Genomic DNA, 12,080 nt, shown 5'->3' on the forward strand with positions numbered 1-12,080 from the left:
GGGACTATTCGCAGTGCACCGGGCTTCAGCCCGGTGGTGAAGCGAATCTGAGAACTGCTCTGACCTCAGCCGTGTGCATGGATTGGCACTGTTCACCTCAACCCGGGTCAGAGCGGCCGGTTCTGCTGCTCGGTGTACTGCTTCACGATGCTGAGCGGTGCACCGCCGGCCGACCCGGCGAAGTACGAGCCGGACCACAGACGTTGTGCCCGCCAGTAATGGCGGACGAGGTCGGGGAACTCCTGACGGAGGCGTCGGGAGGACACGCCCTTGAGGGAGTTCACCAGCCTGGACACGGCGACCTTCGGCGGGAAGTTCACGAGGAGGTGGACGTGGTTGTTCTCGCCGTTGAACTCGACCAGCTCGGCCTCGAAGTCCTCGCACACGGCCCGCATGATTTCCTCGCACCGCGTCAGGTGCCGGTCGCCGAAGACGGAGTGCCGGTACTTCGTCACGAAAACCAAGTGGACGTGCATGCGGAAGATGCAGTGGCGACCTGTACGAACGTTCTCATCGATACCCATAAACCAACTGTGTAGCATGATCGGCGTGCAGCTTCGGTACAGCTTCCGCCTGTACCCGAGCGCCGGTCAGTGCAGCGCGTTGTCACGGGCGTTCGGGTGTGCGCGGGTGGTCTACAACGACGCGCTCCGCGCCCGGGAGACCGCCCGCAGCCAGGGGCTGCCGTTCCCCAAGACCGGGGACCTGTCGAAGGCGCTCATCACCGAGGCGAAGAACGCCCCGGAGCGGGCCTGGCTCGGCGAGGTCTCGGCGGTCGTCCTCCAGCAGTCGCTGCGCGACCTGGACACCGCGTACCGGAACTTCTTCGACGGGCTGAAGGGCAAGCGCCCGCGTATGGGTGCGCCCCGGTACAAGTCCCGCAAGGACACCCGGCAGTCCGTGCGGTTCACGGCGAACGCCCGCTGGTCGATCACACCTGGGCGGAAGCTGCGTCTGCCGAAGATCGGCGACCTGAAGGTCAAGTGGTCCCGATCCCTGCCCTCCACCCCGTCCACGGTGACCGTGGTCAAGGACAGTGCGGGCCGGTACTTCGCGAGCTTCGTCGTCGAGACCGGCCCCGGGGAACTGCTGCCGCAGTCGATGCCCGAGGTGGGCATCGACCTCGGGCTGGGGCACTTTGCGGTCCTCTCGGATGGGACGAAGGCCGACAGCCCGCGGTTCCTGCGCCGGGCCGCCAAGCGCCTCAAGAAGGCCCAGCGGGACCTGTCCCGCAAGGAGAAGGGCAGCAAGAACAGGGACAAGGCCAGGGTCCGCGTCGCACGGGCACACGCACGTGTCGCGGACGCGCGCCGCGAGTTCCACCACCAGCTCTCCACGAAGCTGATCCGCGAGAACCAAGCGGTCGCCGTGGAGGACCTGGCGGTGAAGGGGCTCGCCCGCACGCGCCTGGCCAAGTCCGTGCACGACGCCGGATGGTCGGCGTTCGTGAGCATGCTGGAGTACAAGGCCGCACGGTACGGGCGCACCTTCGTCCGCATCGGCCGCTTCGAGCCCACGTCTCAGGTGTGCTCGCAGTGCGGCGTGAAGGACGGCCCCAAGCCCTTGCACGTCCGTGTGTGGACCTGCGGGGCCTGCGGGGCCGTCCTGGACCGGGACATCAACGCGGCGGTCAACATCGCCAGGGCGGCCGGACTGGCCGTGTCAGCCTGTGGAGCGCAGGTAAGACCGGGACTCGTCCCGGCACCGCGCGGCGAAGCAGGAACCCACTCGACACCGCAGCCTGCAACGGCGCGGCAGGCGGGAATCGCCGTCCTTCAGGGCGGCGAGGATGTCAAGTATCCCATCGCGGAGGCGAGGGGCAAGCTCGGTGAACTCGCACGCCGCGCCGCCCAGCACGAGCACATCACGCTGACCGACCGTGGCGTCCCTGCCGCCGCCCTCGTCTCCCCGGCGGAGTTGGAGGATCTCGAGGACGCCCTCGCGCTCGCCCGTCTGGAGCGCGACCGCGCCCTCGGGCGTGCCGAGACGCCCATACCGCATGACGAAGCCCGCCGCGCGCTGCTCGAAGCGGCGGGGAGGGGCGAGTGACCTGGCAGGTTGTGTGGGAGCCGGCGGCGCTCAATGCCGCCGCCGGACACCTCAAGGCTGATCCGGCGAGTGTTGACACGCTCCTGCGAGTCACCGACCAGCTTGCCGGGAACGAGCGTCCCGAGGGGGCACGTGCCTGGGGGGCGGGGCACCGCCGACTGCACCATGGCCCTTGGCGGGTCCTCTCTCGCGTCGACCACGACACCCGCGTGCTCCCTATCGAGCATGTCGGTCGTACCGGCGCATGAGGTGCCGTGCGGCCTGCGACCGGCAGGTCTCCGGGCAGGGCAGCTCCTGGGAGTGACCCCGCGCCGCCTACTCTGGACCGCATGTCAGTGATCCGTCTCCTGGTGCTCGGCGCGGTGCGCCAGCACGGGCGGGCCCACGGCTACCAGGTGCGCAACGACCTGGAGTACTGGGGCGCGCACGAGTGGTCCAACGCCAAGCCCGGCTCGATCTACCACGCGCTGAAGCAGATGGCCAAGCAGGGACTGCTGCACGCGCACGAGGTCGCCCCGTCCACGGCCGGCGGTCCGCCGCGCACCGAGTACGAGATCACCGGACGGGGCACGGAGGAGTTCTTCCGGCTGCTGCGCGAGGCGCTGACCTCCTACGACCAGAAGCCGGACGTGCTCTCGGCCGGGCTCGGCTTCATCGTCGACCTGGAGCGCGAGGAGGCGCTCGCCCTCCTGGAGCGGCGGATGCGTGCCATCGGGGAGTGGCGCAGGGCCGTCACCGAGTACTACACGCCCGAGGAGGGGCCCGGGCAACCGGGGCACATCGGGGAGATCATGGACCTCTGGGTCCACTCGGCCGACACCGGAGCCGACTGGACCCGCGGCCTCATCGAACGCATCCGGGGCGGTGCCTACACCTTCGCCGGCGAGGGGGAGCCGTTCGTCGCGGTTCTCGCCGAGGGCGAGGAGAACCCGTACGCGACGGGGGAGCGGCATCCCGGGGACGCGCGCTAATCAAGTTTGTCCAATAAGGGAGACGGGTATAGGGTCCGGGCTGGTAGTCAACTTTGACTAGCGAGGGAGTTTCTGTGTCCGACGCGGCGATCACCGTCGAGGCAGCACACAAGACATACGGGGGCGGCAGCGGCGGGCCCGCACTGGACGGGCTCGACCTCACCGTCGCGCGCGGCACGGTGCACGCGGTGCTCGGGCCGAACGGCGCGGGCAAGACCACCCTGGTGAGGATCCTGGCGACCCTGCTGCGCCCCGACGCGGGCCGGGTGGAGGTGGCGGGACACGACGTGGTGCGCGAGGCGTACGCCGTGCGGCTGCGGATCGGCCTGCTCGGCCAGCACGCGGCGCTCGACGAGGAACTCGGCGGCCGGCAGAACCTGGAACTGTTCGGCCGGCTCCACCACCTGGGCGCGCGACGCGCACGCGCGCGGGCCGACGAACTCCTGGAGCGCTTCGAGCTCTCCCGCACCGGACACCAGGCGGTCAAGCAGTACAGCGGCGGCATGCGGCGCCGCCTCGACCTCGCCGCCTCCCTGATCACCGAACCGGAGGTGCTCTTCCTGGACGAACCGACCACGGGCCTCGACCCGCGCGGCCGCGCGGAGGTGTGGGAGTCGGTCCGCTCCCTGGTAGGCGGCGGTACGACGGTCCTGCTCACCACCCAGTACCTGGAGGAGGCCGACCAGCTCGCCGACCGCGTCTCGGTCGTGGACGCCGGCCGGGTCATCGCCGACGGCACCGCGGACGAGCTCAAGGCGGCCGTCGGCGGCGACCGGATCGACGTGGTCCTGCGCGACGCCGGGCAGCTGGGCACGGCCGCCGCCCTGCTGCCCGTACCGCAGGACACGGTCACCGTGGACACCGGCCGGCGGCTGCTCAGCGCACCGGTCACCGACCGCATGGCGGCCCTGGCCGGGGTCGTCCGCGCGCTGGCGGAGGCCGGTGTCGAGGCCGAGGACATCGCCCTGCGCAGGCCCACGCTCGACGAGGTGTTCCTGCACCTCACCGGGCCCGGCGAACGAGTGAAGGAGGCCGCGTGACCAGCGCGACGTACGCCCTGACCGACTCCTGGACCATGACCCGCCGCGAGCTCGCCCGCTGGGGCCGGCAGCCGGTGGCGGTGGTGGTGGGCCTGGTCTTCCCGGTGATGCTGCTGCTGATGTTCGGCTACCTGGTCGGTGGCGGCCGCGGGGTGAGCGGTGACTACCTCGACTTCCTGGTCCCCGGCATGCTCGCGCTCACCATGGCCTTCGGCCTGGAGGGCACGATGGTCGCCGTCACCCAGGACCTCGACAAGGGCGTCATCGACCGCTTCCGCTCCCTGCCGATGGCGAACGGCGCGGTCCTGGTGGGCCGTTCCGCCGCCGACATGCTCCAGTCGGCGATCGGCCTGGCGGTGCTGCTCGCCGTCGCCGCCGCCCTCGGCTGGCGCGCCCACGGCGGCGCGGCGGGCTTCCTGGGCGCCGTGGGGCTGCTCCTGCTGTTCCGGTTCGCCATGCTGTGGATCGGCATCCACCTGGCGCTGGTGGCCGGGAAGCCGGAGCTGGTGCAGGCGGTGCAGATCCTGGTCTGGCCGGTCGGCTTCCTGTCCAACGCCTTCGCCGCACCCGGGTCCATGCCCGGCTGGCTGGGCACGGTCGTCCAGTGGAACCCGATGTCCCACACCGCGACGGCCGTGCGCGACCTCTTCGGCAGCCCGGGCGGGGAGCCGGGGCACGTGTGGGCCGCCGTCCTGTGGCCCCTGGCGCTGCTCGCGGTCTTCTTCCCGCTCGCGGTACGGCGGTTCGCGCGGCTGAGCCGCTGAGGACCCGCCCGGCACGGTCCGCCGGGCGGGCCCGGCCGGTGTCAGTGGTGGAAGCCGGTGGCCGCGTTCCTGTCCTCCGTGAGGGGGCGCTGCTGCCGGCGCAGGTCCGGCAGCAGCCGGGACAGGTCCTCGGCGAACATGTCCGCGAGGTCCTCGGAGAAGCCGTTGCGGCACACCACGCGGAGTACGGAGAGGTCCTGGCGGTTCGCCGGGAAGGTGTACGCGGGCACCAGCCAGCCGCTCTCCCGCAGCCGCCGGGAGACGTCGAACACGTCGTACGCCGTCACCCCGGGCGCGGTCGTGAACGCGAACACCGGAAGCTGGTCGCCGCGGGTGAGCAGGCGGAAGTCGCCGAGCGCCCCGACGCGTCCCGCGAGCCGGGCCGCGACGTCGCGCGCGGCCTGCTGCACCGCGCGGTAGCCCTCCCGGCCCAGCCGCAGGAACGTGTAGTACTGCGCCACGACCTGTGCGCCCGGCCGGGAGAAGTTCAGCGCGAACGTCGGCATGTCGCCGCCCAGGTAGTTCACCCGGAAGACCAGCTCCTCCGGCAGCGCGTCCGCGTCCCGCCACAGCACCCAGCCGACACCCGGGTACACCAGCCCGTACTTGTGCCCCGAGGTGTTGACCGACGCCACGCGCGGGAGGCGGAAGTCCCACACCAGGTCCTCGTCGAGGAAGGGTGCGATCATCGCGCCGGACGCCCCGTCCACATGCACCGGGATGTCGAGGCCGGTGCGCTCCCGGAGCCCGTCCAGCGCCGCGCACAGGTCCGCGATCGGCTCGTAGGACCCGTCGAAGGTGGAGCCCAGGATGCCGACGACCCCGATGGTGTTCTCGTCGCACAGTTCGACGGCGGCGGCCGGGTCGAGGTGGAACCGGTCGCCCTCCATGGGCACCTGACGGGGTTCCACCTCCCAGAAATTGCAGAACTTGTCCCAGCAGACCTGGACGTTGACCCCCATGACGAGGTTCGGCCGGGCGTCCCGGGACGGATACCGGCCGGCGTTGCGGAGCGTCCAGCGTCGCTTCATCGCCATCCCGGCGAGCATGCACGCCTCGCTCGACCCGGTCGTCGAGCAGCCGACGGTGGCGGAGGGGTCCGGCGCGTTCCACAGGTCGGCGAGCATCGCCACACAGCGCCGCTCCAGCTCGGCCGTGCGCGGGTACTCGTCCTTGTCGATCATGTTCTTGTCCCGGCACTCCGCCATCAGGACCCCGGCCTGGGGCTCCATCCAGGTGGTGACGAACGTGGCCAGGTTCAGCCGCGCGTTGCCGTCCAGCATCAGCTCGTCGTGCACGAGCTGATGCGCCGTCGAGGGGGCCATGGGCGAGGCGGGCATCCGGTGCTTGGGCGGCGCCTCGGCCCTGTCCCCGACGGGGTTGGCCGGCCCCAGGAAGGGGTTGACGGACAGGGGGCGCGCATCGTGCTGCGGGCCGTTGTGGAGCGGCATGGGAGCCTCCGTACGGTGTCGGGCGGCCGGAAGGGCCGGTGGGTCGGAGCGGGCCGGTCACCGGACCGCCGTCCCGTCCGCCCGCAGCTGCATGTGCGGGCGGCCCGTGACCAGCAGCCAGGCGGGCAGGGAGGCGAGGCACAGGAGGGTGAGCATCCCGGGGGAGGCGACCAGCACGGCGGCGACGAAGAGGCTCACCCAGCCCTGCCGGGTGATGGCCAGCAGGATCCCCAGTACGGCCGCCGACACACCCACCGCCGGATGCACCCCGGGCACCAGCGCGTGGGCGCACAGCCCGAGCGCCGTGCCGACGAACACCGCCGGGAAGATCCGCCCGCCCCGGAAGCCGCAGGACGCGGCGACGAGCAGCGCGGCCAGCTTCACCACGGTCATGGTGGCGAACTCGCCCGCCGTCCAGCCGTCGGGATCACGCGCCAGCACCGCGATCTCGTCGAGCCCCTTGAACAGGGTCAGATGCCCGCCCAGGGCCGCCAGGGCGCCCAGCACCGCCCCGCCGGCCGGAAGCATCAGCATCGGGTGCCGCAGCCGGCTGAAGGCCCCGTGGACGAACGGGAAGGCGTACACGGCGCACATGCCGAGCGCGGCCGCCGCCGGGGCCACCACGAGCGACGCCAGCAGGTCGCCCCAGCCAGGCCGTCCGAACGGCGGCAGATGGAGATCGAAGCTCGGCTCGGAGATCAGGGAGACGGTGAGCGCGCCCGCTCCCGCGGCCGCCAGCGGAGCGAAGAGGCTGTCCCACAGCTGCCCCTTGATCCGCTGCCCGGCCAGCGCCTCCGAGATGACCAGTGCGGCGGCCACCGGCGTCCCGAACAGCGCACCGATCGTCCCCGCCTCCGCCAGCGCCGCCCAGCCGCGCTCCCGGGTCTCCGGGAACGCCTTGAGACCCGCCCGGACGGCCAGGGAGACGTTCACGGCGATGATCGGGTTCTCGGGTCCCAGGCTGGGCCCGCCGGCCAGCACGAACGCGGTCGCCAGCAGCAGCCCGGGCAGCACCGCGAGCGGAAGCACCGGCGCGTCGAGTCCGGTGGTCGCCGGATCGGGGCCCGCGTGCCCGGGGGCCTTCCACACCACGAGCCCGACCGCGACGCCGGTGGCGACGAGCATCACGTACATCCACAGCACGGAGTACCGGCCGATGCCGAGGGCGTCGGGCAGGTCCTGCCAGAGGACGTGCTGCAACTCCTCCGCCGCCGTGCTCACCCCCAGCAGGACCAGACTCGTCACCACGCCCACCAGCAGCGCGGGGAGGATGGTCGGCAGCAGGACGCGTGCCGCGGCCGCCGGAGCGCCGGGGGGTGCGGGTCGCGCGCTGTCCTGGGCCACGCGCACACGATAAACGGGCGAGACGGATAAATCGGGAACCCGCTTGCACCTCACGTGGCGTGAGGACCCAGGCTGGAGCGCGGAACCGAAAGGAGCGGAAGTGAGCTACTCCGTGGGACAGGTGGCCGGCTTCGCCGGTGTCACGGTGCGCACGCTGCACCACTACGACGACATCGGCCTGCTCGAGCCCGGCGAGCGCAGCCACGCGGGGCACCGGCGCTACAACGACGCCGACCTCGACAGGCTCCAGCAGATCCTGTTCTACCGCGAGCTCGGCTTCCCGCTCGAGGAGGTCGCCGTCCTGCTCGACGACCCGGACGCGGACCCGCGCGCGCACCTGCGCCGCCAGCACGAACTGCTGTCCGCCCGGATCGAGAAGCTGCGGAAGATGGCGGCGGCCGTGGAACACGCGATGGAGGCACGCAAGATGGGGATCGATCTGACGCCCGAGGAGAAGTTCGAGGTGTTCGGGGACTTCGACCCGGACCAGTACGAGGAAGAGGTCCGGGAGCGCTGGGGCGATACCGACGCCTACCGCCAGTCGCAGCAGCGCACGGCCTCCTACACCAAGGAGGACTGGCAGCGGATCCAGCACGAGGCGGACGAACTCACCCGGCGGTTCGTCGGGCTGATGGAGGCGGGCGAGCCGGCGGACTCCGAGGCGGCGATGGACGCCGCCGAGGCCCACCGCCAGGGCATCTCCCGCAATCACTACGACTGCGGACACGAGATGCACACCTGCCTGGGTGAGATGTACGTCAGTGACGAACGCTTCACCCGGAACATTGACCAGGCGAAGCCCGGTCTCGCCGCCTACATGCGGGACGCGATCCTCGCCAACGCCCTGCGGCACACCCCCTGAACGTCGTGGCCCGGATCGCTTCCGGGCCACGACCAGCGGTGATGGTGCACGGTGGCGGCTCCCGGCTTTCTCCCGGGCGGGGCACGGTGCATGCTGGGTACCCCCGCGGAACCTGGGCCCCGACGGCTGCGTTCATAATTTGGGCAGCCAACCCAGCCCGTTTCCCCCAGCTGCAGGAGCCACATCCCCGTGACCACGCTTGCGCTCGGCCCTGAGTGGCTGAGCCCGGACTACCTGATCGAGACCTTCAGCCTTCCCGGCATCCTGCTGATCGTCTTCGCGGAGTCCGGACTCTTCGCGTTCCTGCCCGGTGACTCCCTGCTGTTCACGGCGGGGCTCTTCGTGGCCGAGGGCAACTACATCAGTCAGCCGCTGTGGCTGGTGTGCACCCTGATCGTGATGGCTGCCGTGATCGGCGACCAAGTCGGTTACATGATCGGCAAGTTCCTCGGACCGAAGCTGTTCAGCCGTCCCAACTCCAAGCTCTTCAAACAGGAGAACCTGGAGAAGGCCCACGAGTTCATGGAGAAGTACGGCCCCAAGGCGATCGTCCTGGCCCGCTTCGTGCCGATCGTGCGCACCTTCGCGCCCATCACGGCCGGCGCCGGCCGCATGAAGTACCGCACGTTCCTCACGTACAACATCATCGGCGGTGTCGCCTGGGGCTGCGGTGTCACCGTGGCGGGCTACTGGCTCGGGCAGATCGACGTCATCAAGACGAACATCGAGGCGATCATCGTACTGATCGTCATCCTCTCCGTGGTGCCGATCATCATCGAGTACCTGCGCGAGCGCGGGAAGAAGAAGCGGCTCGCCGCCGAGGCACCGGCCGCCGGGGCCCCTCAGTACCAGCAGACCCCGGTGATGGACGACGCCACGACCCAGCTGCGCCGCATCCCCCCGGCCGCCGCGCAGCAGGCCCCGCAGCAGTACGGCGACCGGGGCGGATATCCGCAGCAGCAGGCCCCCCAGCGGTTCGGCGACCAGGGCGGTTATCCGCAGCAGCAGCAGCACCCGGCGCCCCAGGCGCCCCAGCAGCCGTACGGAGACGACCAGTACTACGGCCAGAACGAGCAGCAGCCCTACAACCGCGGTTACTGACCCGTTCCCAGGGGCGGGCCGCAGGACGGCGCCCGGCGGTCAGAAGCCCCGCGTCCGCTTCGCCGCCCGGCGCTTCTCCGGGGAGCCGATCCGCAGGAAGATGCGGGAGATCTCCGACCCGAAGTTGACCCCGATCGCGATGGCCATGGCCAGGGCCACGGCCTTCGTGAGGGACGCCAGTCCCGACGTGACCTCGTTCTGGGCGATGCCCAGCAGACCGAAGTACGTGGCGGAGCCGGGCAGCAGCGGCCCGATCGCCGCCGTGGTGTACGGCAGCGCGGACGCGAAGCGGTAGCGGGCCAGCAACTGCCCGAAGAGGCCCACCACGCCGGCCGCCGCGGCCGTGGACGCCACCGGTGAGATGTCGCCCGTGACGTGCATCGCCCCGTACACGACCCAGGCGACGCCGCCGTTCAGGGTCACCATCAGCACGGTGGACCGTTCCTGCTGGAGCAGGACCGCGAAGGCGAGGGAGAGTCCCAGTGACGCGGCGATCTGCAGCAGCGGCTGCGGATCGCCGCCGAGCGCCGCGTCCGGGTTCAGCTCGGCTCCCACCTGGACACCGAAGTACAGCACGGTCAGCACCCCGGCCACGATGCCCACGAAGAAGTACATGACCTCCAGCAGACGCGCGGACGCGGTGATGTAGAAGCCGGTCAGACCGTCCTGCACGCCCGCCACCAGCGCCCGCCCGGGCAGCAGCGCGAACAGCCCACCGGTGATCACCGCGGACGCCTTCACGTCCACGTGCGCCGCCGTGAGCGCCACTCCGATCGCGGCCGGCGGCGTGGCGGCCACCGTGAACTGGTAGAACTCCGGCAGCCCGCGGCCCGCGCACAGCCAGGCCAGCCGGTCGCCGAGCATCGCGCCGATCGCGGCGGCCACGAACACCAGGGCATGACCGCCGACCAGTACCGAGGCCGACCCCGCGAGCAGCCCGCTCGCCGCGGTCAGCGTCCAGCCGGAGTAGGGGTGCCGGTTGCGCCGGATGTCCGCCAGCCGCCGGTAGGCCTCCTCCAGGGAGACGTGCGTCTCGTCGTCACTGAGGTCGTCCACCAGCTGGTACACCGCGGCCAGCCGGGTGTAGTCGGGGCTGCGGCGGCGCACCGTACGGGACGCGGTCACGGGGTCGTCGACCAGCGACGGCTGGTAGGAGATCGCCAGCAGGGTGAAGGTGACGTTGGGCTCGCAGCGGTCCAGGCCGTAGGAGCGGCACACGGCGAACATCGCCGCCTCCACGTCCTCGGCACCCTCACCGCCCGCCAGCAGCAGCTCGCCGATACGCAGGGTGAGGTCGAGCACGCGCGGCACGGCGGGCCCCGCATCGTCGTGCCGGTGTACGGCCTCCGGGGCGGGCCGCTCGGTCACCGGCATCCGCAGCATCGTGCGCATCCGGTCCTGCCACGGCACGTCCCGGGTGAGGCTGACGACCGGTACGCCGTTCGGCGGGGTGAACGCCGGAAGCTGCTTCGAGCTGTAGGTGCTGGGCCGGTTGAACGCCGAGCCCTCGGACTCGGGCGGCTGCTGCGGCGACACGTCCAGGCCGTCCGGCACCGAGAACTCGGAGGTCGTCTCCGACTCCGTACCGGCCCTCGGGACGGCCAGCCCGTCGGGAACGGCGAACTCGGATGTCGTCGACGACTCGGTCTCGGCCGTCGCCACGACACCGGCAGGAGGCGTGAACGCAGTCCTCGCCTCGTCCGACCGCGGCTTGCGGTCCTCCGCGTCCGTCACGCCCCTGCTCCCTGTACGACACCGTCCGAAAGATCGTTTCTAAGCTTGCCCCGCAAAGCCCCAGTATGCGCACGCACAGCAGAACGGGCCGCACGTGCGCGTGCGGCCCGTTCTGCGTCTCGCGGCGGGGGAGCTCAGTGGCCGCCCGTCTCCTTGAAACGCTTGTAGGACCGCTCGATCTCGATCTCGGCGTCCACCCGGCCCACCCAGTTGGCGCCCTCGACCGACTTGCCCGGCTCCAGGTCCTTGTAGACCTCGAAGAAGTGCTGGATCTCCAGGCGGTCGAACTCCGACACGTGGTGGATGTCGCGCAGGTGCTCCACACGCGGGTCCGTCGACGGGACGCACAGCAGCTTGTCGTCGCCACCCGCCTCGTCCGTCATACGGAACATGCCGATCGCGCGGCAGCGGATCAGACAGCCCGGGAACGTCGGCTCGTCCAGGATGACCAGCGCGTCCAGCGGGTCGCCGTCCTCACCGAGCGTGTTCTCGACGAAGCCGTAGTCGGTCGGGTAGGCGGTCGAGGTGAAGAGCCGACGGTCCAGGCGGATCCGACCCGACTCGTGGTCCACCTCGTACTTGTTCCGCGAACCCTTCGGGATCTCGATCGTGACGTCGAACTCCACCGGACGCTCCTCCATGATCAGCACATAGTTCTGGTGGTTAAGTGTCCCTCACGCAGGTGTGTGATCGCGAAAGGGGCTGGTGGTCGTGCCAGAGCTGAGGCCTTGGCGGGCCGCGAGACCGCATGTCGCGCGGATCGC

Annotated in this window: 10 protein-coding genes and 2 pseudogenes; 7 read left to right on the forward strand and 5 right to left on the reverse strand. The window is 70.8% G+C overall.

Annotated features, from left to right (window positions below; translation table 11 throughout):
- Nucleotides 1–107 precede the first annotated feature (107 nt).
- A complete protein-coding gene (gene tnpA, locus B9S61_RS32815) occupies nucleotides 108–524 on the reverse strand; it encodes an IS200/IS605 family transposase (protein ID WP_103542771.1) in 417 nt (138 codons plus the stop codon).
- Nucleotides 525–549: 25 nt separating this feature from the next.
- Here tnpA and B9S61_RS32820 point away from each other — a divergent pair.
- From B9S61_RS32820 to B9S61_RS32840, 5 genes and pseudogenes are all read left to right on the forward strand, one after another.
- A pseudogene (locus B9S61_RS32820) lies at nucleotides 550–1,755 on the forward strand (RNA-guided endonuclease InsQ/TnpB family protein); the annotation flags it as partial.
- A 54-nt stretch (nucleotides 1,756–1,809) separates the two neighbouring features.
- Nucleotides 1,810–2,049: pseudogene (locus tag B9S61_RS42850) on the forward strand (type II toxin-antitoxin system prevent-host-death family antitoxin); the annotation flags it as partial.
- A 329-nt stretch (nucleotides 2,050–2,378) separates the two neighbouring features.
- The gene (locus B9S61_RS32830; protein WP_103545442.1) at nucleotides 2,379–3,020 is read left to right on the forward strand and encodes a PadR family transcriptional regulator; all 642 of its coding nucleotides are present in this window, start codon (nucleotides 2,379–2,381) and stop codon (nucleotides 3,018–3,020) included.
- Between the two features lie 74 nt (nucleotides 3,021–3,094).
- Nucleotides 3,095–4,060: an ATP-binding cassette domain-containing protein gene (locus B9S61_RS32835; RefSeq protein ID WP_181007639.1), complete on the forward strand. Its 966-nt coding sequence runs from the start codon at nucleotides 3,095–3,097 to the stop codon at nucleotides 4,058–4,060.
- 35 nt (nucleotides 4,061–4,095) lie between these two features.
- Nucleotides 4,096–4,824 (forward strand): ABC transporter permease, encoded by a 729-nt coding sequence (locus tag B9S61_RS32840; protein ID WP_103545449.1) that lies wholly within the window; start codon nucleotides 4,096–4,098, stop codon nucleotides 4,822–4,824.
- A 41-nt stretch (nucleotides 4,825–4,865) separates the two neighbouring features.
- On the opposite strand, the gene B9S61_RS32845 is transcribed toward B9S61_RS32840, so the two are convergent.
- Entirely contained in the window at nucleotides 4,866–6,275 is a 1,410-nt protein-coding gene (locus B9S61_RS32845; protein WP_103545444.1) for a glutamate decarboxylase, read from the reverse strand.
- Nucleotides 6,276–6,332: 57 nt separating this feature from the next.
- Entirely contained in the window at nucleotides 6,333–7,619 is a 1,287-nt protein-coding gene (locus tag B9S61_RS32850; RefSeq protein WP_103545445.1) for an ion channel protein, read from the reverse strand.
- A gap of 100 nt (nucleotides 7,620–7,719) precedes the next feature.
- Here B9S61_RS32850 and B9S61_RS32855 point away from each other — a divergent pair, with 100 nt between their 5' ends.
- Together B9S61_RS32855 and B9S61_RS32860 are read left to right on the forward strand one after the other, a co-directional pair.
- On the forward strand, nucleotides 7,720–8,481 hold the full coding sequence (locus B9S61_RS32855; protein WP_103545446.1) for a MerR family transcriptional regulator: 762 nt from the start codon (nucleotides 7,720–7,722) through the stop codon (nucleotides 8,479–8,481).
- Nucleotides 8,482–8,670: 189 nt separating this feature from the next.
- Complete coding sequence (locus B9S61_RS32860) at nucleotides 8,671–9,582, forward strand: DedA family protein (RefSeq protein ID WP_103545447.1); 912 nt, start codon at nucleotides 8,671–8,673, stop codon at nucleotides 9,580–9,582.
- A 39-nt stretch (nucleotides 9,583–9,621) separates the two neighbouring features.
- On the opposite strand, the gene B9S61_RS32865 is transcribed toward B9S61_RS32860, so the two are convergent.
- Nucleotides 9,622–11,316: a threonine/serine exporter ThrE family protein gene (locus B9S61_RS32865; RefSeq protein WP_103545448.1), complete on the reverse strand. Its 1,695-nt coding sequence runs from the start codon at nucleotides 11,314–11,316 to the stop codon at nucleotides 9,622–9,624.
- A gap of 134 nt (nucleotides 11,317–11,450) precedes the next feature.
- A complete protein-coding gene (locus tag B9S61_RS32870) occupies nucleotides 11,451–11,942 on the reverse strand; it encodes an inorganic diphosphatase (protein ID WP_103545450.1) in 492 nt (163 codons plus the stop codon).
- Nucleotides 11,943–12,080 lie beyond the last annotated feature (138 nt).

This window comes from Streptomyces sp. SM1 (assembly GCF_002910825.1).
Lineage (GTDB): Bacteria > Actinomycetota > Actinomycetes > Streptomycetales > Streptomycetaceae > Streptomyces > Streptomyces okerensis.

What these genes read in the sequence shown, in the direction of transcription:
- B9S61_RS32845 (WP_103545444.1), bottom strand. Translation starts at nt 6,275, where the DNA reads ATGCCGCTCCACAACGGCCCGCAGCACGATGCGCGCCCCCTGTCCGTC.
- B9S61_RS32840 (WP_103545449.1), top strand. Translation starts at nt 4,096, where the DNA reads ATGACCCGCCGCGAGCTCGCCCGCTGGGGCCGGCAGCCGGTGGCGGTG.
- tnpA (WP_103542771.1), bottom strand. Translation starts at nt 524, where the DNA reads ATGGGTATCGATGAGAACGTTCGTACAGGTCGCCACTGCATCTTCCGC.
- B9S61_RS32830 (WP_103545442.1), top strand. Translation starts at nt 2,379, where the DNA reads ATGTCAGTGATCCGTCTCCTGGTGCTCGGCGCGGTGCGCCAGCACGGG.